The sequence below is a fragment of the Pseudomonas arcuscaelestis genome (genome assembly GCF_016881005.1).
Classification (GTDB): domain Bacteria; phylum Pseudomonadota; class Gammaproteobacteria; order Pseudomonadales; family Pseudomonadaceae; genus Aquipseudomonas; species Aquipseudomonas arcuscaelestis.
In genome coordinates this window covers 153,245-175,527 of the sequence record NZ_JACOPV010000012.1, presented here as the reverse complement: position 1 = coordinate 175,527, position 22,283 = coordinate 153,245, and the positions used below count along the sequence as shown (strand labels likewise).

At 59.0% G+C, this 22,283-nt stretch carries 18 protein-coding genes and 1 pseudogene; 7 read left to right on the top strand and 12 right to left on the bottom strand.

Going from position 1 to position 22,283, the window contains the following annotated elements; translation table 11 throughout:
• Positions 1–36: 36 nt before the first annotated feature.
• Positions 37–1,443, bottom strand: coding sequence for a purine-cytosine permease family protein (locus tag H8F21_RS19495; RefSeq protein WP_203585162.1), 1,407 nt, complete (start codon positions 1,441–1,443; stop codon positions 37–39).
• Positions 1,444–1,768: 325 nt separating this feature from the next.
• Between H8F21_RS19495 and H8F21_RS19490 the strand changes: the two genes are divergently transcribed.
• From H8F21_RS19490 to H8F21_RS19480, 3 genes are all read left to right on the top strand, one after another.
• Complete coding sequence (locus tag H8F21_RS19490; protein WP_203478425.1) at positions 1,769–2,254, top strand: flavin reductase family protein; 486 nt, start codon at positions 1,769–1,771, stop codon at positions 2,252–2,254.
• A gap of 90 nt (positions 2,255–2,344) precedes the next feature.
• The gene (locus H8F21_RS19485; protein ID WP_203478426.1) at positions 2,345–3,388 is read left to right on the top strand and encodes an LLM class flavin-dependent oxidoreductase; all 1,044 of its coding nucleotides are present in this window, start codon (positions 2,345–2,347) and stop codon (positions 3,386–3,388) included.
• Between the two features lie 134 nt (positions 3,389–3,522).
• Positions 3,523–3,771 (top strand): hypothetical protein, encoded by a 249-nt coding sequence (locus H8F21_RS19480; RefSeq protein WP_203478427.1) that lies wholly within the window; start codon positions 3,523–3,525, stop codon positions 3,769–3,771.
• Positions 3,772–3,807: 36 nt separating this feature from the next.
• Here H8F21_RS19480 and H8F21_RS19475 read toward each other — a convergent pair whose 3' ends face one another.
• Positions 3,808–4,044, bottom strand: coding sequence for a DUF3079 domain-containing protein (locus H8F21_RS19475; RefSeq protein WP_203478428.1), 237 nt, complete (start codon positions 4,042–4,044; stop codon positions 3,808–3,810).
• A 176-nt stretch (positions 4,045–4,220) separates the two neighbouring features.
• Here H8F21_RS19475 and H8F21_RS19470 point away from each other — a divergent pair, with 176 nt between their 5' ends.
• The 4 genes from H8F21_RS19470 to H8F21_RS19455 are packed head-to-tail and all read left to right on the top strand — an operon-like array spanning position 4,221 to position 7,368.
• Positions 4,221–4,751: an iron transporter gene (locus tag H8F21_RS19470; RefSeq protein ID WP_203478429.1), complete on the top strand. Its 531-nt coding sequence runs from the start codon at positions 4,221–4,223 to the stop codon at positions 4,749–4,751.
• Positions 4,752–5,126 carry a cupredoxin domain-containing protein gene (locus tag H8F21_RS19465; protein ID WP_203478431.1) on the top strand — a complete coding sequence of 125 codons (375 nt, stop codon included), beginning with the start codon at positions 4,752–4,754 and terminating at the stop codon, positions 5,124–5,126.
• 20 nt (positions 5,127–5,146) lie between these two features.
• Entirely contained in the window at positions 5,147–6,001 is an 855-nt protein-coding gene (locus tag H8F21_RS19460) for an FTR1 family iron permease (RefSeq protein WP_203585161.1), read from the top strand.
• Complete coding sequence (locus tag H8F21_RS19455) at positions 5,989–7,368, top strand: 4Fe-4S binding protein (RefSeq protein ID WP_203478435.1); 1,380 nt, start codon at positions 5,989–5,991, stop codon at positions 7,366–7,368. The genes H8F21_RS19460 and H8F21_RS19455 overlap by 13 nt, the downstream gene beginning before the upstream one ends.
• A 3-nt stretch (positions 7,369–7,371) precedes the next feature.
• Here H8F21_RS19455 and H8F21_RS19450 read toward each other — a convergent pair whose 3' ends face one another.
• The 10 genes and pseudogenes from H8F21_RS19450 to H8F21_RS19400 all read right to left on the bottom strand — a co-directional run bounded on the left by H8F21_RS19450 (position 7,372) and on the right by H8F21_RS19400 (position 21,974).
• The gene (locus tag H8F21_RS19450; protein ID WP_236043114.1) at positions 7,372–8,067 is read right to left on the bottom strand and encodes an anaerobic ribonucleoside-triphosphate reductase activating protein; all 696 of its coding nucleotides are present in this window, start codon (positions 8,065–8,067) and stop codon (positions 7,372–7,374) included.
• A pseudogene (locus H8F21_RS19440) lies at positions 8,064–10,274 on the bottom strand (ribonucleoside triphosphate reductase). Before H8F21_RS19440 ends, H8F21_RS19450 begins: the two are co-directional and overlap by 4 nt.
• A 254-nt stretch (positions 10,275–10,528) precedes the next feature.
• Entirely contained in the window at positions 10,529–11,521 is a 993-nt protein-coding gene (gene moaA / locus H8F21_RS19435) for a GTP 3',8-cyclase MoaA (RefSeq protein ID WP_203478439.1), read from the bottom strand.
• A gap of 22 nt (positions 11,522–11,543) precedes the next feature.
• Positions 11,544–12,467, bottom strand: a complete 924-nt coding sequence (locus tag H8F21_RS19430; RefSeq protein WP_203478441.1) for a peptidylprolyl isomerase — start codon at positions 12,465–12,467, stop codon at positions 11,544–11,546.
• 10 nt (positions 12,468–12,477) lie between these two features.
• Complete coding sequence (gene narI, locus H8F21_RS19425) at positions 12,478–13,158, bottom strand: respiratory nitrate reductase subunit gamma (RefSeq protein WP_203478443.1); 681 nt, start codon at positions 13,156–13,158, stop codon at positions 12,478–12,480.
• Positions 13,151–13,906, bottom strand: coding sequence for a nitrate reductase molybdenum cofactor assembly chaperone (narJ, locus tag H8F21_RS19420; RefSeq protein ID WP_136475688.1), 756 nt, complete (start codon positions 13,904–13,906; stop codon positions 13,151–13,153). The genes narI and narJ overlap by 8 nt, the downstream gene beginning before the upstream one ends.
• Before the next feature lie 2 nt (positions 13,907–13,908).
• The gene (gene narH / locus H8F21_RS19415; RefSeq protein ID WP_203478445.1) at positions 13,909–15,447 is read right to left on the bottom strand and encodes a nitrate reductase subunit beta; all 1,539 of its coding nucleotides are present in this window, start codon (positions 15,445–15,447) and stop codon (positions 13,909–13,911) included.
• An 11-nt stretch (positions 15,448–15,458) separates the two neighbouring features.
• Positions 15,459–19,226 (bottom strand): nitrate reductase subunit alpha, encoded by a 3,768-nt coding sequence (locus H8F21_RS19410; protein ID WP_203478447.1) that lies wholly within the window; start codon positions 19,224–19,226, stop codon positions 15,459–15,461.
• A gap of 68 nt (positions 19,227–19,294) precedes the next feature.
• Positions 19,295–20,692 carry a NarK family nitrate/nitrite MFS transporter gene (locus tag H8F21_RS19405; protein ID WP_203478449.1) on the bottom strand — a complete coding sequence of 466 codons (1,398 nt, stop codon included), beginning with the start codon at positions 20,690–20,692 and terminating at the stop codon, positions 19,295–19,297.
• A complete protein-coding gene (locus H8F21_RS19400) occupies positions 20,679–21,974 on the bottom strand; it encodes an MFS transporter (protein ID WP_203478451.1) in 1,296 nt (431 codons plus the stop codon). Before H8F21_RS19400 ends, H8F21_RS19405 begins: the two co-directional genes overlap by 14 nt.
• Positions 21,975–22,283: the final 309 nt, after the last annotated feature.

Below are 22,283 nucleotides of genomic sequence, written 5' to 3'. Positions count from 1 at the left end.
CCGCCCTCCTTGCACTTCTTGCCTACATCCACCCCACTACCGACCGCTGCCCGTCCAAAGGCCACTGAGGCCCCGCGCCTGCTCGCGGGTGGCCAGGCAATAGTACAGCGGACACGTCACCAACAATCCTACCAGCCAGGACAGGTCCGCCCCGTCGACAAGATTGGCGTAAGGCCCCACATACAAGGAAGTGTTGGCAAACGGCAACTGCACAAGAATGCCGCACGCGTAAGCGATGATCGCGTGGGCATTGAAACGCCCATAGATGCCGCCATCAGCACTGAATATTGAGGCAATGTCGTAGCAACCACGTTTGATCAGGTAGAAATCGATCAGGTTGATCGACGCCCACGGCACGAGCACCAGCAGCAATGCCAGAATCAGGCCGATGAAGTGGGAAATGAAGTCTGCCGAGGCGCTCAAGGCAACCAGGCAGCAGCCGAGCAGAATCACACTGGCCAACACCACTCGCACGTTGATACTGGGTGTCCAGGCGCTGGCAAAGGTCTGGATCGAGGTAACGATCGAAAGCACAGCACCATAGAGGTTCAGGGCGTTATGACTGATGATGTTGAGCAAGAACAACACCATCAACACCGGCCCCAGCCAGCCGGTAGCCTGCTCCACCGCAGCCATTGCCTCAGTACCTTCCGGTACCGCCAGCACCGCTACCGCGCCAAAGCTGAATGACAGGATAGTACCCAGCGTGGCACCAAAATAAGTGGCCCAGAATGGCCGGGCAATCCCGACTTCCCGCGGCAGATAGCGCGAGTAATCGGAAACGTAAGGCGAAAAGCTGATTTGCCAGATAACCCCCAGTGACAGGGTGGCAATCCAACCGGAGAGGTTGAAGCCGCCGCGGGTGTAGAAGTCAGCAGGCAGTTCCTGGGCGAACATCATCACGAAGCCCGCCAGCAATGCACTGCCCATCACCCAGGTACCGATGCGGTTGAGGGTATGGATGAAGCGATAACCAATCACGCCAATCGCGGTGGCGCTCAAGGCGCCGAGGATGATCGCCGCCGGCATCGGCACACTTGGCGCAATGCCGTGGATCGACTTGCCGGCCAGGACGATGTTGGAAATAAAGAAGCCGACGTAGATGATCGCGGCAAAGAACACAATCAACAACGCACCGTAACGACCGAACTGGCCGCGGCTCTGGACCATTTGCGGAATGCCCATTTGCGGCCCCTGGGCCGACGCCAGGGCAATCACCACGCCCCCAAGCAAGTGCCCGAGGGCAATCGCCAGCATTCCCCAGAACAGATTCAGGTGAAACACCTGCACCACCATGGCACCGGTGACAATCGGCAAAGGTGCGATGTTGGTGCTGAACCACAAAGTGAACAGGTCTCGCGCCTTCCCATGGCGTTCGGCGGGCGGTACGTAATCGACCGTATGGTTTTCGATCAACTGGTGTTGCGAAGACGGCTGGGACATGGGCAATACGCTCGAAAGGTTCTGTTTTTATCTTTGTAGGAAACCGCCGCGGAGTGCTCAAAGCGGCCTCTCAGCTGAACACCATATTATGGTATTCCAACATTTGCACAAGGCTGAGCCGCCACTTTTAGCTGCAACTGATCTGTTTTCCGGCCAGCTAAAAACCGTCCCATATGGCATTTAGCCCAGCAAACACGGTGGTTTCACCCATTCATCGGGTGGACACTCCGTGTGAAAATTACACTTGCAATCTAGATATTACGGTATACCATCAGACACACAAGACAAGAACAGCGGCCCGACGCCGCGCTCCGAGGAACACACCATGATCGACGCAACTGTCTATAAAAACGTCCTGGGCTCCTTTCCCTCCGGCGTCACTGTCATCACCACACTGGACGACGACGGCCAAATCGTTGGTTTAACGGCAAGCGCCTTCAGTTCGCTTTCCATGGACCCGCCACTGGTGCTGTTCTGCCCCAACTACAGCTCCGATTCCTACCCGGTGCTGATCCGCAACAAGCGTTTTGCCATTCATCTGCTCTCGGGCGCCCAACAAGCCGAAGCCTATGCTTTTGCGCGCAAGGGCAAAGACAAAGCCGAAGGCATCGAATGGACCCTCAGCGCACTGGGCAACCCCCTGCTGGCAAACGCCACGGCAATCATCGAATGCGAACTGTGGCGCGAATATGAAGGCGGTGATCACGCCATCATGGTGGGCGCAGTCAAGAACCTCATCGTTCCCGAGCAGGCACCCAGCCCTCTGGTGTACTGCCGCGGCAAAATGGCAGCGCTGCCCGCATTTGCCTGACACTATTTCTACGACAGGCGCCAGGCGCAGGTCGAGAGTCATGCCGCCTGATCCGACAGGCGACCTACAACAAGATCTGAGGAATGCGTCATGAAATTTTCGTTGTTCGTACACATGGAACGTTGGGATGAACAGGTCAGCCATCGCCAGCTGTTCGAAGACCTGACCGAACTGACCCTGATGGCCGAAGACGGCGGTTTCAGTACCGTGTGGATCGGCGAACACCACGCCATGGAATACACCATCTCGCCAAGTCCGATGCCGCTGCTGTCCTACCTGGCCGCACGTACAACCACGATTCACCTGGGCGCAGGCACAATCATTGCGCCGTTCTGGCACCCCCTGCGAGTGGCCGGCGAATGCGCCCTGCTGGATGTGATCAGCAACGGGCGAATGGAAGTGGGCCTGGCCCGCGGCGCCTATCAGTTCGAGTTCGATCGCATGGCTGCCGGCATGCCGGCCTCCGAGGGTGGACAGGCACTGCGCGAGATGGTGCCAGTGGTGCGTGCCTTGTGGCAGGGTGACTATACCCACGACGGTGACATCTGGAAGTTCCCGACCTCAACCTGTGTACCCAAGCCGATCCAGAAACCCATGCCGCCGATGTGGATTGCCGCCCGCGACCCGGACTCGCACAACTTTGCGGTCAAAAACGGCTGCAATGTGATGGTCACACCGCTGATGAAGGGTGACGAAGAAGTACTGGATCTGAAAAACAAATTTCAAGCAGCACTGGCCAATAACCCCGATGTACCGCGTCCGCAGTTGATGGTGCTACGTCACACTCACGTCCACAGTGCAGACGACAGCGATGGCTGGAAAGTCGGCGCCCAGGCAATTTCCCGCTTCTACCGCACCTTCGATGCCTGGTTTGGCAACAAACAAGTGCCGGTCAACGGCTTCCTGGCGCCGAGCCCTGAAGATAAATTCAAGGAGCGCCCAGAATTCGAGCTGGAGAACATTCGCAAGAACACCATGATCGGCACACCCGAGGAAATCATTGCGCGCATTCGCTACTACCAGGAACTCGGCGTGGATGAGTTCAGTTTCTGGTGCGACAACAGCCTGCCGCATGCCGAGAAGAAAAAGTCTCTGGCGCTGTTCATCAACGAAGTAGTACCGGCTTTTCGCTGAAGCCCTACGTTCGTCGGCCCAGGTCAGGCTGGGCCGCTGCTGTGGTATACCCGAAAGAGCAGCCTAGCCTGCATCTTGAACGAGGAGCGTTTAATCACCACGAGCTAACGATACCCAGCAGCGAGGTCAGGACGATGAAAACCCTTCAATGCGTGCACCGCAATCACACCATTACCGCCAGTGTCGAAACCCACGACGGCATTCCTACGCCGTTCGCGGGCGGTTGCCTGATTACCGACCCTGAAGGCCACACCAGTCGGCGTCTACCGCTTCCGATAAAAATGGCCTATCTGGCAGACCTGGAAAATGCCCAACACGCCTCACTTGCCCATGGCAAGTGGTTGGTCGACCAGCAGTTGGACCGGCGTCAGCAGGTGTTCTGAGCACCATTTTCGGGAGCGCGATGTGTCACCCACCCATCAATGCCCCTGCAACACCAGCGGTTTGCCTGGCGATTGCGCAGCATCGCTGTCACTGTCAGGCAAGCCCAAGCCAAAATCCCCCTGCTCGTTCCAGTCTTCGCCAAACATCTCGACCGGATGCATGGTCCGGTCAGCGCCGTTGCCGCAGGCCAGGGCGCTGGCCGCGCAGTAACGATCACAGCCCCAGCAGATACGTTCGGGATGCTTAGGACTGACAGGAAAGGGCTTGGCCATGTGATTCCCCAGACAGGCTATGGGCGAGCTTCTACGTTATGACTCATCGGCGGTTTTGCCCTTGATATGGATCAAGTCTGATCAGCCATTTCGCGAAAAATTGATAATAATCATTATTATTCACGCGCAAGCTTCCTAGACTGGCTTCCTCTTTTATCAGTACCCAGGAAGTCGTCATGCGCACCCCTTTCTCGCTGTCACTCGCCTTGCTTCTGATCGCCCCCCTGGCCCAGGCCAAGGAATACCCAATCGGGGAACCACAGATGTGCCCTGGCCTGGAGGTCGGCGCGGTGTATCTGCAGCCTATCGAAATGGCCCCGGCGGGCATGATGCGCCCTACCGCCGAATCCGATGTGCACCTGGAAGCCGACATCCGTGCTACTGCCGATAACCGCCAAGGCTTTCAGGAAGGCAGTTTCGTGCCTTACCTGAACGTCTCCTTCAGTTTGAAAAAGCAAGGCAGCGACACCCCTATCAGCGGTGACTTCCATGCCATGGTCGCCAATGACGGCCCGCACTACGGCGATAACGTCAAATTGCAGGGGCCGGGCAAGTACGAACTGACCTTTACCGTATTACCACCCAGCGGCCATGCCTCGCTCGGTCGCCATACCGACAAGGAAACCGGGGTCGAGCCGTGGTTCGAGCGCTGTGAGCTGCACTACACCTTTGTTTACGCCGGCATAGGCAAGAAAGGTGGCTATTGAATGAACACCCTACCCTCAGACCACTCTGCACCCAGTAGGTTGGCCCGCGTCCACCGGCGTCTGGCCTGCTTGATTCTGGCCGGTGCGACCACTTCGCTGGCGGCGGCGCCGCTGCCTACCTATGAGCTGATATTGCGTGACGGCTACTTCACCCCTGCGGTGCTGGAGGTGCCGGCCGGACAGCGATTCAAGATTATCCTGAAAAACCAGGGTGAAGGTCCGGCCGAATTTGAAAGCACACCCCTGCGGGTAGAGAAAGTCCTGTCGCCCGGGGTGACAACTTTTGTCGTCATTCACCCATTGAGGCCCGGTCGCTACCCCTTCTTCGATGAATTCAATCCGCAACTGCCCGAGGGCGCAATCCAGGCGCAATAGCCTGGGTGCAGGGAGTCATCATGAATCAAGCACTGTTTATTGTCTGGCGCGAAAGCGTGGAGGCGCTGCTGGTGATCGGCATCCTCCAGGCCTGGGTCAGCCAGCAGGAACGCGGCCAGCGTCTGCTCAAGTTTCTCTGGGCCGGTGTCGCACTGGGCCTGTTGCTCTCGGGCATGCTGGCGCTGTTGATCCTGTTTGCCGGTGATGCCATGAGCGGCGCCGCCAGTGAGTGGTTCCAGGCCGGTCTGGCGCTGTTTGCCAGTGTGCTGATGGTACAAATGGTCGCCTGGATGCGCCGCAACGCACGCTCTCTCAACAACAATTTGCGACGCCATGCCGACCAGCAACTGGCCCGCCAGGGCGGTATCGGACTCTTGCTGCTCGCCATGTTGGCAGTGAGCCGCGAAGGCAGTGAGACGGTGGTGTTTCTCTACGGCGCCGCCGCCCGCCTGCAAGGCGCACAGTTGGGCCAGTTTGCCCTCGGCGGTATGGCCGGGCTGGTGCTGTCGGGGTTGACCGTCGTGCTGTTGCACAGCAGTCGCAGGATTATTTCCTGGCGGCGCTTCTTTGGCGTGAGCGAGGCTGTGTTGCTGTTGCTCGCTGCAGCCTTGCTGGTCAGCGCAGTCGAGCGTATCAGCGGTCAATTGCTGGCCATGGACTTACCTGAAATGGCTTACACCCTGGTTGGCGATGCGCTTTGGGACACCAGTAGGATTCTTAGCGATAGCCAGGGCTTTGGCGCATTCCTCGCAGGCTTTGCCGGCTACCGCGCAAGCCCGAGCGCCCTGACCTTGCTGGTAATGGCAGGTTATTGGTTGTCTGTGGGTTGCTGGCTGGTACAGCGCAGAACAGGCGCCAGCCCATGTCTAGCCTGAGGTTACGCAATCGCTGGTTGCAACAACTGGGTGACGGCATGCGCCGGCATGCCGGGGTGATTCGGGTCATGCAATGGGCGGTGGTGCTGTTTTACGCATTGTTGCTGGTACTGCCGGCGCTGCTGCCCTTGCCAGGCAGCCAGGCACGAATGCTCGACAACCTCACCCTGTTCGCCCAGTTCCTGTTCTGGGGCATCTGGTGGCCTTTCGTGCTGCTGTCGATTGTGCTCTTCGGACGCCTGTGGTGCGGTGTGCTGTGCCCGGAAGGCTCCTTGAGCGAATGGGCCAGCCAGTATGGCAAGGGCATGGGTGTGCCACGCTGGGTGCGCTGGGGCGGTTGGCCCGCCCTGGCCTTCTGCCTGACCACCGTATATGGCCAGCTCATCAGTGTTTACGATTACGCCCAGGCAGCCCTGTTGATACTCGGAGGATCGACCGTAGCCGCCGTTGTCGTCGGCTTGCTGTTTGCCCGCGGCAAGCGGGTGTGGTGCCGCTACTTGTGCCCGGTCAGTGGTGTCTTTGCCCTGCTCGCCCGCCTGGCGCCCGTACACTTTCACGTCGATGAACAACGCTGGAAAGAGAACACCGCCGCACGCCTGCCCCCGCCCAACTGTGCCCCGCTCCTGGATATTCGCCGGATGCAGGGCGCCAGCGACTGCCACGCCTGTGGCCGATGCAGCGGGCAACGCGGTGCGGTGCAACTGATTGCCCGCTCCAGCAACGAAGAAATTCTTCATTCCATCACACACACGCCGTCTCCCTGGGACAGCCGCTTGTTGCTGTTCGGCGTCATTGGCCTGGCCATGGGTGCATTCCAGTGGACCGTCAGCCCGTGGTTCATCGCTCTCAAGCAATACCTGGCACAGTGGCTGGTGGAGCACGATATTCTCTGGCCCCTGCACGACAACGCGCCTTGGTGGCTGCTGACCCATTACCCACAACTCAACGACAGCTTCAGTTGGCTCGATGGCTTCAGCATTCTTCTGTACCTGAGCGCCAGTGCGCTGATACTGGGCACGGGCCTATGGCTCTTGCTGCGCCTGGCGGCCCGACTTGTCGGCCAAGCTGAAATGTTTGGCCCCCTGAGCCTGGCACTCACGCCGCTCGGCGGCGCCGGGCTGTTTCTCGGCCTGTCGGCAACCACGGTAAAGCTGCTGCGCTATGAAGGCTTGTTGCTGGAGTGGGTGCAACCTGCCAGGGCCGCGCTGTTGATTGCGGCCATGCTCTGGAGTGCCTGGTTGGGAGGGAAGCTTCTGGCAGGCCAGAAAACCTCCCTGTTCCGACGTGGTGTAGCAGGCGCCTGTTTACTGGCAGCCATTAGCGTCGTCGGTTATGGCTGGTGGCTGCAATTCTGGGGTTGGCTCTAAGCCCTAGCCGCGCACCTCGAACTGTGCAAACAACTCGCCGAGGGTGTCCCATAACGCAGGCAATGCGGCTTGCATGGATACCTTCGGCAGGCTCATATCGAGCATCTGCGCGGTGCGTACCTGCTGAACAACGAAGTGTTCTACCCCGCGCTCTTTCAAGCGCTGGGCCAGGGTCAACAGCCGAGCCGGATCGATCAGATCCCAATGCACCGTCGTCCGGCATTCGTAATCCACGCCACTGTCCAGCAGCATATCCAGGCTGCGCCAGTTGGCCACACCACTGCCGCGCACGCGGGTTATCAATGCGCACTCTTCGGCCAAGGCCTTGACGTCGAAACCAACCCAATCGGCCCCCGACAGCGCCCGGGCAAAGGCCTGCGGCTTGATACCTGCACTGTGCAGGCCAACCCCAAAGCCCATTTGCCGCACCTGCGCCATTGCCTCCGGCAGGCTGTCCTGCAACGTTGCCTCGCCACCACTGAAGACCACCGCATCGAGCAGGCCCTGCCGGCGCTGCAAGAACGCCAATACCTGGTGCCAAGGGACTTCCTCGGCGCCACGCGGCCCAATCAGTTGAGGATTATGGCAGTAACGACAACGCCAGGCGCAACCCTGGCAGAACAAGACGCAGGACAACTTGCCCGGATAATCGAGGGTGGTCAGGGGCACCATGCCCCCGACCCGTAACGCTCGGGTCATTGACGCCCGGCCGATGCCGAGCACTCGGTAAAGTGCTGGCGTTCGCGATGCTCGGACTGTTTACCTGGATTGAAGGCCGACACCGGGCGGTGATAGCCCATCACGCGGGTCCAGACTTCGCAGCGTTGACGTTGTGCCACAGGTAGGGTTTGCAGTGCAGTCATGATGAAGCTCCTTGCGTTGAATTGATCGGATCAGTGAACAGTGCCGTCCTGCTGCGCGAGCAACAGTGCCTCGTCACACTTGGGGCAAAATTCGTGTTCGCCATCAAGGTAGCCATGCACCGGGCAGATGGAGAACGTCGGGGTAATGGTCAGGTATGGCAAGCGGAAGCGTCCCAGTGCATTGCGAACCAATTGCTTGCAGGCCTGGGCTGATGAAATACGTTCGGCCATGTACAAGTGCAGCACCGTGCCGCCGGTGTACTTGCACTGCAGCTCGTCCTGCAATTCAAGCGCCTCGAACGGATCGTCGGTATAGCCCACCGGCAGTTGCGAGGAGTTGGTGTAGTACGGCGCCTGTGGGCTGCCGGCCTGGAGAATGCCGGGAAAACGCTTGAAGTCTTCCTTGGCGAAGCGATAAGTCGTGCCTTCAGCCGGGGTCGCTTCAAGGTTGTAGAGGTGGCCACTCTCCTCCTGGAACCGCACGAGCGTGGCGCGCACGTGGTCCAGCAGATTGAGGGCAAAACGCCGACCTTGCTCGGTATGCAGGCCCATCTGGTCATCGCTGTAGTTGCGCAGCATTTCGTGCAGGCCGTTAACGCCGATGGTAGAGAAGTGGTTGCGCAACGTGCCCAGGTAACGCTTGGTATAGGGGTATAGACCTGCGTCCATGTGGTGCTGGATCACCTTGCGCTTGACCTCCAGGCTTTCCATGGCCAATTCCATCAAGGTATCGAGACGCTCCAGCAGCCCGCTGATATCCCCCTTGAACAAGTAACCCAGGCGCGCGCAATTTATCGTCACCACCCCCAACGAACCGGTCTGCTCCGCCGACCCGAACAACCCCCCACCGCGCTTGAGCAACTCGCGCACATCCAGTTGCAGGCGGCAGCACATCGAACGCACCTGGTTTGGCAGCATGTCGGAATTGAGGAAGTTCTGGAAATATGGCAAACCGTAGCGCGCAGTCATCTCGAACAAGCGCTCGGCGTTCTCGCTGTCCCAGGGAAAATCATGGGTAATGTTGTAGGTCGGAATAGGAAAGGTGAACACCCGGCCCTTGGCATCACCGGCCTGCATCACTTCGATATAGGCGCGGTTGAGCAGGTCCATTTCGGCTTGTAGCTCACCGTAGGCGAACGGCATTTCCTCACCGCCAATCACCGGAATCTGCTCGCGCAAATCTTCCGGGCAAACCCAGTCGAACGTCAGGTTGGTAAACGGTGTTTGCGTGCCCCAACGCGATGGCACGTTGAGGTTGTAGATGAACTCCTGAATGGCCTGGCGGATCTCTTCGTAGCCGAGTCGATCCTTGCGCACGTAGGGTGCCAGGTAAGTATCGAAGGAACTGAACGCCTGCGCCCCGGCCCACTCGTTCTGCAAGGTACCGAGAAAATTGACCATCTGTCCCAGGGCGCTGCTCAAGTGCTTGGGCGGACCAGCCTCGACGCGCCCGGGCACACCATTGAGGCCTTCGTGCAACAGCGTACGCAGCGACCAGCCCGCGCAATAACCGGCGAGCATATCCAGGTCGTGCACATGCAAGTCAGCTTCACGGTGTGCGCGGCCGATGGCTTCGCTGTAGACCTCATCGAGCCAGTAATTGGCCGTGACCTTGCCGGACACATTAAGTACCAGCCCGCCAAGGGAATAGCCCTGATTGGCATTGGCCTGCACCCGCCAGTCCTCGCGGTTGAGGTACTCGTTCATCGATGTTGCGACTTCGACCAGCGTCTTGCGATCACGACGCAAACGCCCGTGCTGTTCGCGATAAACGATGTACGCGCGCAACGACAGAAAATAACCGGCGTCCATCAACACCCGCTCGACCCGATCCTGTACTTGCTCGACATGCAACTGCGCAAAATTTTCAAGATGCGCCAGCACCGCCGCCAACAACCCATCAACCTCAACCTCAGCGTACTCACCGGTAGCCTTCCCGGCAGCAATCAGAGCCTGACGAATCTTATCGGCATCAAAAGCAACCAAACTGCCGTCGCGCTTATACAGCTGGTTATTCCCCACCCTGATCAGCGTGCTGTGCATCTACCCTCCAAACACTACATATAGATGTTTATAAACCAAGAAACACAATATGCAGTGGAGGTTACGTGCAAACGCACCGCGCAAAATTGACCGACGTCAAGACCAGGGGAAAGCAAAAAACCATTCCCCACGCACACAAAAAAAAAGAGCACAGTCAGTTGTGCTCTTGATCTCAATCTGCAGCGAGGGGACCCGAAGCGCAGCGCAGGGCCCCTGGTGGGGGCAGGTCCTTCACCCCGGCCAAGCGCACGCCCTCACCCGCCACTCATATTCATGAACCGCAAAATCTGCACCTCCCCATCAGGATTGAAATCATGCCGTAACGGCTTCCCACGCAACGCCTGCTGCACCGCACTCACAATCGGCTGATCATCCAACGGATAGCGCCGCAACAGCCCACGCAGATCCAACGAATCCTCCTGACCCAGGCACAACAACAACCGCCCTTCCACCGTCATCCGCACCCGATTGCAACTGGCGCAGAAATTATGACTGTTAGGCGAAATAAACCCGATACGCGTATCCGAATGCTCAACCAACCGTACATAACGCGCCGGCCCGCCACTGTTCTCGGCACTGTCGAGCAAGGCATAACGACTGGCAACCAGCCCGCGAACCTCCTCACTGGAGCAGAACGACTCACCCCGTGAACGACCCACCTCGCCCAAAGGCATCTCTTCGATAAAGGTAATATCGATACCCTGATCAATGGCGAACTGCACCAACGGCAGCACCTCATCGAAATTGCGTCCCTTCATCACCACGCAATTGAGCTTGACCCGTTCGAACCCGGCGCGACTGGCAGTCTCGATACCGCGCAGCACCTGATCAAGATCACCGTTTCGGGTAATCGCCCGAAACCGCTCGGCATCCAGACTGTCGAGACTGATGTTCATGCGTTTGACCCCGGCCTCGACCAGCGACCGCGACAAACGCTGCAACTGTGAACCATTGCTGGTCATCACCAACTCACGCAAACCCGGCAAAGCGGCAATGTGACGGCACAGATCAACGATGCCCGGACGAATCAACGGCTCCCCTCCGGTCAGGCGAATCTTGCGAACCCCCTGGCCGACAAACAGCGTTGCCAGACGCTGCAACTCCTCCAGGGTCAACACCTGCTGACGCGGCAAGAAAGTCATGTTCTTGGCCATGCAGTACACACAGCGAAAATCACAACGATCGGTCACCGACATCCGCAGATAATCGATCTGCCGCCCGAATCCATCCTGCATCACAGTGCTCATCACATTCCCCTTGTCGAACCGGTTACTGCACCAGCGGCGAATCGGCACCCTGCAACTGAATACCGCGGATATCCGCAGCACCAATCAGCGTTTGCAGGTATTGCACCACTGCTTTTTGCCAGACACCTTGCTGCAACTGAGTACGGATGGCTGTTGCTACCGCCTCATAGGGCAACTGCTGTCCTTCGATACGCTGGTCGACGCTGAGCACGTGCCAGCCATAGCGACTTTCCAACGGTTTGTCAGCCAGCCCCTGGGCCAGGGTGAACAACTGACGTTCCAGCTCAGGCACGGTCTGGCCCTTGCTGATCTGCCCCAACTCACCACCCTGAGCCTTGGACGGGCAGGCAGAGTATTTGAGTGCAAGTTCACCAAACTGCTCGGGAAACTGCGCCAGGCGTTGCTGAAGGATTTCAGCCTGAGTCAGTGCCTCGCTGCGTCCCTCGGCATCGTCCGGCGCACACTCGAGCAGAATGTGCCGCACCGCCAGCAACGGTGCGCTGTGGAAGCGCCCGCGGTTGCTTTCGTAGTAACGCTGACAGGTCGCCTCGTCACACTCGGGCACCTGCACCTCACGCTCCAACAGCAAACGCGTGGCCGCTTCTTCTTCGTTATCGCCAGGGCCAACCTGCAAGGTCAAGCCCAGCTCGGCGATCCGCTGTTGCAACAGCTCGCGGATCACCAGTGCGCGGGCGGCCATGAACACCGCTTCCTCGCGATCGGCTGCCGGGTGATACTGCAGTTCCTGGGCCATGGCCTGGGCACTGACCGGCACTTCATTGACGCTGATGATCGGCCATTCCTGCTCGCTGCTGGCGATCAGTTGGGCCGCAGACTCGGCCTCAACGACCACCGGCTCCACGCTCGGCACATGTTCCTGCACCGATGAAGAGGCGCAACCACCGCCACCACCACTACCGCCGCCACATCCACATCCGCTTGACATGACTGTCTCCTCAGATTTTCTGCCGAACGATTTGATAGCGCCGTCCCAGGTACCAGATCGGTGCGCTGACGATGTGCACCAGACGGGTGAAGGGGAACAGCACGAACAGGGTCAGGCCCAGGAACACATGCAGCTTGTACACCAGGCTGACCGGGGCAATGGCTGCCGCCGCTTCCACTGGACGCAACAGCACGGTGTTCTGTGCCCAATCAGCCAGCATCACCATGACCGAGCCGTCCATGTGGCCGGTAGAGGCAACAATGGTCAGCAGGCCAAGTACCAGCTGCGCCAGCAACACCACCAGGATCAGAATGTCCGAGGTGTTGGAGGTGGCGCGAACCCGTGGGTTGGTCAGGCGCCGGTGAATCAGCATGATCAGGCCGATCAGGCACAGCAGGCCGAAAAAGCCACCGGAGACCATTGCCAGCAGTTGCTTGTTCTCAGTGCTGATCACATGGTGATAAACCGAAGCCGGGGTCAACAGACCAACAAAGTGCCCCGCCAGTACAAACAGCACACCGACATGGAAAAGGTTGCTGGCCGCACGCATGCCACCGCTCGACAGCATCTGGCTCGAGCTGGCTTTCCAGGTGTACTGGGACAGGTCGAAACGCGCCCAACTGCCCAGCAGGCAGATAGCCAGTGCTACATAGGGATAGACCCCGAACGCCAACAGATTCCATTTAGACATTGTTCACCTCCCCGGCCGGCGCGCTGGCCTGCCCTTGTTGCTGAAAATCGACCCAATGCAGCGGTACCGCACTTTCTTCCCGCGCCTTGCCAGGGGCGCTTGGCAGCGAGCTGCAGCGCTCCTGCTGCTCGGCCTTGAGGAAGTCCACTGCCTCTTCTTCCCAGATTTTGTCCAGGGCTTCGAGCGAGTCATCACGTTGCTCGGCCGCTACTTGTTCGCGCAGATCAGCCACCGCTTGATGCGGCTCGGAACCGGCGATTTGCAGCAGCGCACGGAAGCAACTGGCATATCCGCTCTCGCGCTCTTCCAGGCGTGCAGCGAGCAGCGCCAGCAGATGGGCGATATCTGCGAGGCCCTCGCGGGCCTCCAGATCGTCGCGGGTCGAGAGGTACTCCAGGTACAGCGGAATGTAGTCCGGCAGCTCCTTGACGCCGATGGCAAAGCCGGCGTCTTCATACTGGGCGAGCATGTCGACCATGGCCTGGCCACGGTCGCGCGATTCGCCATGCACGTGCTCGAACAACAGCAGCGACAGTGAGCGACCACGACCGAACAGTGCGCCGTAGTGCTCCTGGCCATCCATCAGGTCGTTGTTACAGATCAGTTCGAGCAGCTCGAACAGCGCGCCGCGCTGGTTCGGGCTGATTTCCCGCGACTGATGTATGGCCAGTTCCAGCTCATCGCGTCCGGCCACCAGACTTTCGGTTGGATAATCGAGCAGCAACGAAATCACTTTAAGAATGCGCATACTCAGTCCTCCCACAACTGCACGGTTTTGAGGATGTCGCGGCGGTTGGCTTTCTTGGCACCGAACATGTTGGTGTCGGAGCTACCACTGCAACCACTGCCGAAGCTGAAGCCACAACCGGAACGCTCGGCAAACGCATCGCTCATTGCTTCTTCACGGTGAGCGCTAGGTACTACATAGCGGTCTTCGTAGTTGGCGATGGCCAGGTAGCGGTACATCTCCTCGACCTGGTTCACGCTCAAACCAACGTCTTTGAGCACTTGCAGGTCCTGCACACCTTCAACCTGCTCGGAACGCTTGTAGGCACGCATGGCCAGCAAACGCTTGAGGGCACGTTTCACCGGCTTCTCGTCACCGGCGGTGAGTAGGTTGGCCAGGTAGCGCAGTGGAATACGCAGGCTGTCGACATCCGGGATAATCCCGTTCATGCCCACGGTGCCAGCGGCGGCGGCGTTCTGGATTGGCGACAGTGGCGGTACGTACCACACCATCGGCAGGGTGCGGTACTCAGGGTGCAGTGGCAGGGCCAGCTTCCAGTCAACCGCCATTTTGTACACTGGCGAGCGCTGCGCAGCGTCGATCACCGACTGCGGCACGCCATCCTTCAGGGCCTGGCGAATGACTGCCGGGTCGTTGGGGTCGAGGAAAATCTCCAGCTGTTTCTCGTACAGGTCATGCTCGTTGGCTGTGCTGGCCACTTCGCTGATGCGGTCGGCGTCGTACAGCAGCACACCCAGGTAGCGAATACGGCCAACGCAGGTTTCGGCGCAAACAGTCGGCATCCCGGCTTCGATCCGTGGGTAGCAGAAAATGCACTTCTCGGATTTGCCGCTCTTCCAGTTGAAGTAGATTTTCTTGTACGGGCAGCCGCTGATGCACATCCGCCAGCCGCGGCATTTTTCCTGGTCAATCAGGACAATGCCATCTTCCTCACGCTTGTAGATCGCACCGCTCGGGCACGAAGCTGCGCACGCTGGGTTCAGGCAGTGCTCGCACAGACGCGGCAGGTACATCATGAAGGTGTTTTCGTACTCTCCGTAGATGTCTGCCTGGATCTTGTCGAAGTTCTTGTCCTTGCGGCGCTTGGCAAACTCGGTGCCGAGGATTTCTTCCCAGTTCGGGCCCCATTCGATTTTTTCCATGCGCTTGCCAGACACCACCGAGCGCGGCCGCGCAGTAGGTTGGTGATCGCCCAGCGGTGCGGTGTGCAGGTGCTGGTAGTCGAAGTCGAACGGCTCGTAGTAGTCGTCAAGACCAGGCAGGTCCGGGTTGGCGAAAATGTTCGCCAGCACGCGGAACTTGCCACCGATGCGCGGGGTGATCGAGCCATTGCTGTTGCGTACCCAGCCGCCCTTCCATTTGTCCTGGTTTTCCCACTCTTTCGGGTAGCCGATACCAGGCTTGGTCTCAACGTTGTTGAACCAGGCGTATTCCATGCCTTCACGGCTGGTCCAGACGTTTTTGCAGGTAATTGAACAGGTGTGGCAGCCGATGCATTTGTCCAGGTTCAGGACCATGCCAACTTGTGAACGAATCTTCATGACAGCACTCCTTATTCAATATCGGTTGGCAGAGGACGTGGCAGCTCATCGCCGCGCGAACCGTCGAGCCAATCGACCTTGGCCATTTTGCGCACCACGACGAATTCATCGCGGTTGCAACCGACCGTGCCGTAGTAGTTGAACCCATAGGCCTGCTGGGCATAGCCGCCGATCATATGAGTGGGCTTGAGCACCACACGGGTAACCGAGTTGTGGTGGCCGCCGCGGGTCTTGGTGGTTTCCGAACCAGGCACGTTCACGATCCGTTCCTGGGCGTGGTACATCATCACCATGCCCTCCTTGACGCGCTGACTGACCACCGCACGGGCGGTCAAGGCGCCGTTGACGTTGAAGCATTCGACCCAGTCGTTGTCTTCGATACCGGCGCGTTTGGCGTCGATCTCGGACAGCCAGATAATCGGGCCGCCGCGGCTCAGGGTAAGCATCAGCAAGTTGTCGGTGTACGTACTATGGATGCCCCACTTCTGGTGCGGAGTGATCCAGTTCAGGACGATCTCGGTTTCACCGTTGCTACGTTTGCCTTTCACACCGGCGATGGTGCGGGTGTTGACCGGCGGACGGTAGCTCATCAACTGCTCGCCGAAAGCCTGCATCCACGGGTGATCCTGATAGAACTGCTGGCGACCGGTAATGGTGCGCCATGGGATATTCTCGTGAACGTTGGTGTAGCCGGCGTTGTAGCTGACATGTTCGTCTTCAAGACCCGACCAGGTTGGGCTGGAGATGATCTTGCGTGGCTGCGCCTGAATGTCGCGGAAGCGGATGGCCTCGTGAGCCTTTGGCAATGCCAGGTGGCTGTGGTCGATACCGGTGAACTCGGACAATGCTGCCCAGGCCTTGACCGCGACATGACCGTTGGTTTCCGGCGCCAACGAAAGGATGACTTCAGCAGCATCGATCGCTGTATCGATTTTCGGCCGACCCTGGCTGATACCTTCTTCTTTCTCGCGGTAGTTCAGTTCGCCGAGGAAATCGACTTCTTCCTGGGTTTCCCAGTTGATGCCTTTACCACCGTTGCCAAGCTTGTCCAGCAGTGGGCCGAGGGAGGTGAACTGCTTGTAGATGTTCGGGTAGTTGCGCTCGACCACTTGCAGGTTCGGCGCGTTCTTGCCCGGCTCAGGTGCAACACCGGCGGTTTTCCAGTCAGTGCCACCGAACGGCTGGGCCAGCTCGCCAACACTGTCGTGCATCAGCGGTACGCTGACCACGTCCTGTTCGATGCCCAGATGCCCTTCGGCCATACGCGAGAAGGCTTTGGCGATACCTTTGTAGATCTCCCAGTCCGAACGTGATTCCCAGGCCGGATCAATGGCAGCCGACAGCGGGTGAATGAAGGGGTGCATGTCCGAGGTGTTCATGTCGTCCTTCTCGTACCAGGTAGCGGTCGGCAGAACGATGTCGGAATACACGCAAGTGGAGGACATGCGGAAGTCCAGGGTAGTCACCAGGTCGAGCTTGCCGATGGCACCATCGTCGACCCATTCAGCTTCCATCGGCTTGCAGTCGCCGACCTGGCCGATGTCTTCGTTCATCACACCGTTGCGAGTACCCAGCAGGTACTTGAGCATGTACTCGTGGCCCTTGCCGGACGAACCGAGCAGGTTGGAACGCCAGACGAACATGTTGCGCGGGAAGTTGACCGGGTTGTCCGGCTGTTCGCAGGCAAAGCGCACGCTACCGTCCTGCCAGCCCTTGACTACATAGTCCTTGGGCGTCATGCCGGCGGCGGCCGCGTCGCGAGCGATTTTCAGCGGGTTGGTATTGAACTGTGGCGAGCTAGGCAGCCAGCCGGCACGTTCGGCGCGGATGTTGTAGTCCAGCGCATGCTCTGGGAACTGGCTCTTGTCAGCCAGGGGCGAGAGCACGTCGTGCATGTTCATTTTTTCATGGCGCCACTGCGAGCTGTGGGCATAGAAGAAGCTGGTGCCGTTCATCTGCCGAGGCGGACGGCTCCAGTCCAGGCCAAAGGCCAATGGCAGCCAACCGCATTGTGGGCGCAGTTTTTCCTGGCCTACATAGTGAGCCCAGCCACCACCGGTCTGACCGACGCAACCGCAGAGCATGAGCATGTTGATCAGCCCGCGGTAGTTCATGTCCATGTGGTACCAGTGGTTCATCGCCGCACCGACGATGATCATCGAGCGTCCACGGGTCTTGTCGGCGTTGTCGGCAAATTCGCGCGCAATCTGGATAGCCTTCTCACGGCTCACGCCAGTGATCTGCTCTTGCCAGGCGGGAGTGCCCGGTACATTGGCGTCGTCGTAGTCACGCGCAACGTTGGCGCCACCCAGGCCACGGTCGATTGCCAGGTTAGCCGCCGACAGGTCGAACACGGTGGCTACCTTGACCTGGCTGCCATCGGCCAGGGTCAGGCTGCGCACCGGTACACGGCGGTACTGCACGGCATCACCGGCCACATGCTGGAAGTGCTCGTGGGATTCACCGGCGAAATACGGGAAGGCTACTTCGGCGACGTCGCCACCGATCAGGCTCAGGGTCAGGTCGATTTCGCGACCGGCGCCGCCTTCACGGGCGAGGATGTTCCACTTGCCCTGCTCGCCCCAGCGATAGCCGATCGAGCCTTGCGGTGAAACCAACTCACCGTCAGCATTCTGCGCGATGGTTTTCCACTCTGGATTGTTTTCCTGACCCAGATTGTCAGCCAGGTCCGAGGCGCGCAGGAAGCGGTCAGGCTGGTAGCCCGCGCCCGGTGCGGTGCCAAGCATCGGCTTGAGCAGCACCAGTACTGGCAAGTCGGTGTAGCGCTTGGCGTACTCGGTGAAGTAGGCGCTTGGCTTGTCGAGGTGGAACTCTTTGAAAATGACGTGGTTGAACGCTTGGGCCAGGGCCGCATCGGTACCCTGTTTCGGGTTCAGCCACAGGTCGGTGAGCTTGGCCACCTCCGAGTAGTCGGGAGTGATTGCCACAGTCTTGGTGCCCTTGTAGCGAACTTCGGTGAAGAAGTGCGCATCCGGGGTACGGGTCTGCGGAACGTTGGAGCCCCAGGCGATGATGTAGTTGGAGTTGTACCAGTCGGCCGATTCCGGCACGTCGGTCTGCTCGCCCCAGACCATCGGCGATGCTGGAGGCAGGTCGCAGTACCAGTCATAGAAACTCAGGCAGGTGCCACCGATCAGCGACAGGTAGCGGGCGCCGGCAGCGTAGCTGACCATCGACATCGCCGGGATCGGCGAGAAGCCCACTACCCGGTCAGGACCGTACTGCTTGACGGTGTAGACGTTGGCCGCAGCGATGATCTCGGTGACTTCGTCCCAGCTGGAGCGGATAAAACCACCCATGCCGCGTTTGCTCTTGTACGAATCAGCCTTGGCCTTGTTCTCGACGATGCTCGCCCAGGCCTCGACCGGTGCCATGCTCTGACGCGCTTCGCGCCACAGCTTGAGCAGAGGCTTGCGGATTTTCGGGTATTTCAGACGGTTGGCACTGTAGATGTACCAGCTGTAGCTGGCACCCCGTGGGCAGCCGCGTGGTTCGTGGTTGGGCAGATCGTTACGGGTGCGCGGGTAGTCGGTCTGCTGGGTTTCCCAGGTGATCAGGCCGTTTTTCACGTAGATCTTCCACGAGCAGGAGCCGGTGCAGTTCACCCCATGGGTGGAACGCACGATCTTGTCGTACTGCCAACGCGAACGGTAGACGTTCTCCCAGTCGCGCGACTCTTTGCGAGTTTCCCCGTGACCTTCGGAGAACTCGCCTTGCTTGCGGTTGAAGAACCGCAGTTGATCGAGCAGATGGCTCATGATGCTTTCCTCTCAGGCTTGCTGTGGGGTCTATGCCCCACCCACGCAAAGGTTGAATTCAGATCGTGTCAGCAGGGGGTTGCGGCGCCTTTACGGGCGTACCACCACCAGGTCACGACAATGCAACTCAGGTAAAAACCGACGAACATGTAGAACGCCATCGCCGGACTACCGGTCATGGCCATCGACGAGCCGAAGGTCTTGGGAATGAAGAAGGCACCGAAGGCGCCAATCGCCGAGCTGAAACCGAGCACCGCAGCCGATTCCTTGCCCGCATCTTTCAATGCCTGTTCGTGCGCCTTGGCACCTTTGCCGGCAGCGGCTTTTTCATGCTGGGTGCGGAAAATCACCGGGATCATGCGGAAGGTCGAACCGTTGCCAATGCCGGTGGTGAAGAACAGCAGCATGAACATGCCCAGGAAGCCGTAGAAATTGCCGGCAACTCCTGGTTGCGGGACGAAGTGCAGCACGCCGAAGACCATCACGATCATCAGCACGAAGTTCCACAGCGTTACCCGTGCGCCGCCAAGCTTGTCCGCCAACCAGCCGCCCAGCGGACGCACCAGGGCGCCAACCAGCGGGCCAAGGAACGCGAAAGCCAAGGCGTTGACTTCCGGGAACGAGGTTTTGATCAGCATCGGGAATGCAGCGGAGAAGCCAATGAACGAGCCAAAGGTGGCCAGGTACAACCAGCACATCAGCCAGTTGTGCTTGCGCTTGAAAATCACCGCCTGCTCGCTGAACGAGGCTTTGGCGCTGGACAGGTCATTCATGCAGAACCAGGCCAGCAGCGTCACCGCGACAATGAACGGCACCCACAGGAAGCCTGCGTTCTGCAGCCACAACTGAGTACCATCGGCGAGCACCTGCGGTTGGCCGCCGAGCACACCGAACACGCCGAAGGTAATCACCATAGGCACGGCGAACTGCATGACCGAAACACCCAGGTTCCCCAGGCCGGCGTTCAAACCCAGGGCAGTGCCCTGCTGCGACTTTGGATAGAAGAAGCTGATGTTGGACATGCTCGAGGCGAAGTTGCCGCCACCGAACCCGCACAGCAAGGCGATGATCACGAACACGTGGTAAGGGGTGCTTGGGTCCTGTACGGCAAAGCCCATCCACAGGGTTGGCACCAGCAACGAAGCGGTACTGATTGCAGTCCAGCGACGGCCACCGAAAATCGGCACCATGAACGAGTAGAACACCCGCAAGGTTGCGCCAGACAAGCCCGGCAAGGCTGCCAACCAGAACAACTGGTCAGTGGTGAAGGTAAAGCCGATAGCGTTGAGGCGCACGATCACCGTGCTCCAGACCATCCACACGGCAAAGGCCAACAGCAGCGCGGGAATGGAAATCCACAGGTTGCGGGTTGCAGTCTTTTTGCCGCTACGCCCCCAGAATGCGGGGTCCTCAGGACGCCAGTCATGTATGACCGGGCCTGAGTCAGGCTTCTTAAGAACCGACATGGTCTTCTCCTTGGGCAATGCTTGAAAACGAATTCGAAGTCGTCTGCGGCTGTTTACCGAGCAGCGGGCGTTTGCGGATTTCGCTGAAGTACATCCAGATCAGCGACACCCAGACCACGCCGTACAGCAGCATGAAAGCCGAGGAGCGCACGCCGGTCAGATCGACCAGGGCGCCAAACATGATGGGCAGAACAAAGCCACCCAGGCCGCCAGCGAGACCGACGATGCCCGAGACCGCACCCATGTTCTGTGGGTAGTCATTGGCGATGTACTTGAATACCGAGGCTTTGCCGAAGGCGAAGGCAATGCCGATGATGAACAGCAGTACGGTGAACAGCACAGGATTCAGGCCGATATGAAAATCCAGCGGGCCGTTGAGGGTCTGCACTTGCAACTGAGTCTGTGGGTAGGAAAGCAGGAACAAGCAGATCCAACTGACCCACAGCACCCACCAGGTCACGCTCTGAGCGCCCCAGCGATCCGACATCCAGCCGCCGACCGCACGCAGCACGCCACCTGGCAGTGAAAAGCAGGCAGCCAGCAGTGCTGCGCTTTGCAGGGTGAAGCCGTATTCCTCGACGTAGTACTTGGTCATCCACAGTGCCAGCGCTACATAGCCGCCGAAGACAATCGAGTAGTACTGGCAGTAGCGCCACACCGCAGGGTCTTTCAGCGACTTGAGTTGCTCAGCGAGGGTCGCGCCGTTGGCACTGCGGTGTGCTTTGTTGTCAGAAGTAAGGAACCAGAACAACAGCGCGGTAATGAACAGGATGGCGCTGAAGACTTTCGGTACCAGCTGCCAGCTACCCGCTGCAATCAACGCGGGAGCGAGAAACTTGGTCAGCGCCGAACCGGCGTTACCAGCACCGAACACGCCCATGGCGAAGCCCTGGTTTTCCTTTTCAAACCATTTGGCGACGTAAGCAATACCCACCGAGAAGGAGCCACCGGCAAGGCCAACAAACAGCCCCAGTGCCAGGAACTGCCAGTAGGCTGTAGCGTGGCTGATCAAGTACAGCGGCAATACACAGGACAACATCAGCAGGAAGAACACAATGCGACCACCAAAACGGTCGGTCAGTATCCCCAGTGGCAAGCGCACCAATGAACCTGTCAGTACGGGAGTAGCGGCCAGCAAACCAAACTGGGTCTCATTGAGCTGAAGCAGTTCCTTGATCGGCACGCCCAGCACGGCAAACATCATCCAGACCATGAAGCAGACGGTGAAGGCCAGCGTGCTCATGCCTAAAACCAGGCCTTGTCTTACACGCGGTGGGTTCATGTTGGGTCTCCCGATTAAAAGCAATGGCGGCAGACTAGAGAGGCGAACCCGGTAAAAACTTGATACGGATCAACGAACCCAAAAGCGAATCAGGTCTATGCTTTACCCATCTACCTCCAACGAGGTAGACAGTAAAAACCTCAAAACCCGTTGTTTATCAGTGTTTTGGCGTTTTTCACCGATGGATTCGGGCTGGTTCGAAGGATAGAAACTCTTTAGAGGTAGAACGCCAGGGACGGGCTGCAGAAACATCGGCAGTCATAACAACGGAGCCCTGCATGCGTGTTTTCCATCATTTTTTCGTCGGCC